Here is a 3,043-nt window from a genome sequence, read left to right on the forward strand (position 1 = left end):
CGATCCGCACCTCAGCCCGCAAGCCGACAGCGTCCGCCTGGCCATGGTCCAGGCCCTGGCCACGGCCGCCGGCCCAGCCGGCATGGTGGGCGGCCAGGCCATCGACCTTGGCTCGGTCGGGCTGAAGCTCGACCAGCGGGCACTGGCATTCATGCACAGGCACAAGACCGGCGCCCTGATCGAAGCCAGCGTGCGCCTGGGTGCACTGGCCAGCGCCCGTGCCGGCCAGCAGCAACTGGACGCCCTGCAAACTTATGCACAGGCCATTGGCCTGGCATTCCAGGTTCAGGACGACATCCTCGACGTGGAAGGCGACACCGCCACCCTGGGCAAACGCCAAGGGGCAGACATCGCCCGTGACAAACCGACCTACCCGGCCCTGCTGGGCCTGGACGCGGCCAAGGCTTATGCGATCGAACTGCGCGACCAGGCGCTGGTCGCACTGGAAGGGTTCGGCGAAAAAGCCGAGCCGCTGCGGGCACTGGCGCGCTATATCGTCGAGCGCCGCAACTAAGCACGGATACCCGCGCCATTGGGGTGTCACAAGCAGTGGTCGAATGGGCACTTTTCCCACAATGGGGTAAACTGCCGCGTCTTCACACACCTATAACGACTCGCCTGATGCCCACGACGTTTCAAGAGATTCCCCGCGAACGCCCGGTCACGCCGTTGCTCGACCGCGCTGACACGCCTGCCGGCCTGCGCCGGCTGGCCGAAGCCGACCTGGAGACCCTGGCCGACGAGTTGCGCCAGGAGTTGCTGTATACCGTGGGGCAGACCGGTGGGCATTTTGGTGCCGGCCTGGGCGTGATCGAACTGACCATCGCCCTGCACTACGTGTTCGACACCCCGGACGACCGGCTGGTGTGGGACGTGGGCCACCAGGCCTACCCGCACAAGATTCTGACCGGGCGCCGTAACCGCATGCTCAGCCTGCGCCAGAAGGACGGTATCGCCGCCTTCCCGCGCCGCAGCGAAAGCGAGTACGACACCTTTGGCGTGGGCCACTCCAGTACCTCGATCAGCGCAGCGCTGGGCATGGCCATTGCCGCCCGCCTGCAGAACAGCGCGCGCAAGTCGATCGCCGTGATCGGTGATGGCGCCCTCACCGCCGGCATGGCCTTCGAGGCGTTGAACCACGCCCAGGAAGTCAATGCCGACATGCTGGTGATCCTCAACGACAACGACATGTCGATTTCGCGCAATGTCGGCGGCCTGTCCAACTACCTGGCCAAGATCCTGTCCAGCCGTACCTACGCCAGCATGCGCGAAGGCAGCAAGAAAGTGCTGTCGCGCCTGCCCGGTGCCTGGGAAATCGCCCGGCGCACCGAAGAGTACGCCAAGGGCATGCTGGTGCCGGGCACACTGTTCGAAGAGCTGGGCTGGAACTACATCGGCCCGATCGACGGCCATGACCTGCCGACCATGATCGCCACCTTGCGCAACATGCGTGACCTGAAGGGCCCGCAGTTCCTGCACGTGGTGACCAAGAAGGGCAAGGGCTTCGCCCCCGCCGAACTCGACCCTATCGGCTACCACGCCATTACCAAGCTGGAGCCCGCCGACAAGCCTGTCGCGCCGAAGAAGGCCAGCGGGCCGAAATACTCCGCGGTGTTCGGCCAGTGGCTGTGCGACATGGCCGCTGCCGACAACCGCCTGGTGGGCATCACCCCGGCGATGAAAGAAGGCTCCGACCTGGTCGATTTCAGCGAGCGCTACCCGCAACGCTACTTCGATGTGGCGATCGCCGAGCAGCACGCCGTCACCCTGGCAGCCGGCATGGCCTGCGAGGGCAGCAAGCCCGTGGTGGCGATCTACTCCACCTTCCTGCAGCGCGCCTACGACCAGCTCATCCACGATGTGGCGGTGCAGAACCTCGATGTGCTGTTCGCCATCGACCGCGCCGGGCTGGTGGGCGAAGACGGGCCGACCCATGCGGGTAGCTACGACCTGTCTTATCTGCGCTGCATCCCGGGCATGCTGGTGATGACCCCCAGCGACGAGAACGAGCTGCGCAAGATGCTCAGCACCGGCCACCTGTACAACGGCCCGGCTGCCGTGCGCTACCCCCGCGGCACCGGCCCGAACGCGCCGATCAGCGGCGACCTAGAGCCGCTGCAAATCGGCAAGGGCGTGGTCCGCCGCCAAGGCCAGACAGTCGCCCTGCTGGTGTTCGGCGTGCAGTTGGCAGAGGCCATGCAGGTTGCCGAGCAGATCAATGCCACCGTGGTCGACATGCGCTTCGTCAAACCTCTGGACGAAGCCCTGGTGCTGGAACTGGCTGGCAGCCATGAGCTGCTGGTCACCGTCGAAGAGAACGCCATCATGGGTGGCGCTGGCGCTGCGGTAGGCGAGTTCCTGGCCAGCCAGGCCGTGGTCAAGCCGCTGCTGCACCTGGGCCTGCCTGATATCTACGTCGAACATGCCAAGCCGGCGCAGATGCTGGCCGAGTGCGGGCTGGATGCGGCCGGGATTGAGGCTTCGGTGAAAGCCCGCATGGCCAAGCTCGGCTTGTAATCCCCGGGGCCGCCTTGCGGCCCTTTCGCGACACAAGGCCGCTCCTACAGAGACCGCACCGCTCTACCGGTTTGTGCAATACCTGTAGGAGCGGCCTTGTGTCGCGATCGAGGGCGCAGCCCTCGCAAAAGGGTACTCCTTATGAAGAAATCTGCCTGTGCCGCGCTACTCTGCGCCCCCACATTGTTAATCGCCGCCGAACGCGATGACGCGCTGAAGCTCCCCGACGTGCTGATCAGCGCCAGCCGCCAGGTCGAGTCACGCACCGCCACCAGCGCCGCCAACACGGTCTTCACCCGCGCCGACATCGACCGCCTGCAACCCACCAGCGTCACCGACCTGCTAAGCCGCGTACCCGGCGTGCAAGTGGCCCCCACTGGCGGCCGTGGCAGCCTGCCGGGCATCTTCATACGCGGTACCAAGGCGGCGCAAAGCCTGGTGCTGGTGGATGGCGTACGCATTGCCAACGCCACTTCGGGCGACAGCGGCCTGCAGTTCCTCGACGTTGACCAGATCGAACGGGTGG

The 3,043-nt window shown here is 65.9% G+C and carries 3 protein-coding genes; all 3 read left to right on the forward strand.

What is annotated here, in order from left to right:
* Positions 1 to 514, forward strand: a 514-nt coding sequence (locus tag APH30_RS26610) for a polyprenyl synthetase family protein (protein ID WP_177333803.1), incomplete at its 5' end; no start/stop codon positions are given.
* A 107-nt stretch (positions 515 to 621) separates the two neighbouring features.
* Positions 622 to 2,517, forward strand: a complete 1,896-nt coding sequence (gene dxs, locus APH30_RS26615) for a 1-deoxy-D-xylulose-5-phosphate synthase (protein WP_054914203.1) — start codon at positions 622 to 624, stop codon at positions 2,515 to 2,517.
* A gap of 141 nt (positions 2,518 to 2,658) precedes the next feature.
* Positions 2,659 to 3,043, forward strand: a 385-nt coding sequence (locus APH30_RS26620; RefSeq protein WP_156326730.1) for a TonB-dependent receptor, incomplete at its 3' end; no start/stop codon positions are given.

It is taken from the genome of Pseudomonas sp. NBRC 111127, from assembly GCF_001320345.1.
GTDB classification, from domain to species: domain Bacteria; phylum Pseudomonadota; class Gammaproteobacteria; order Pseudomonadales; family Pseudomonadaceae; genus Aquipseudomonas; species Aquipseudomonas juntendi.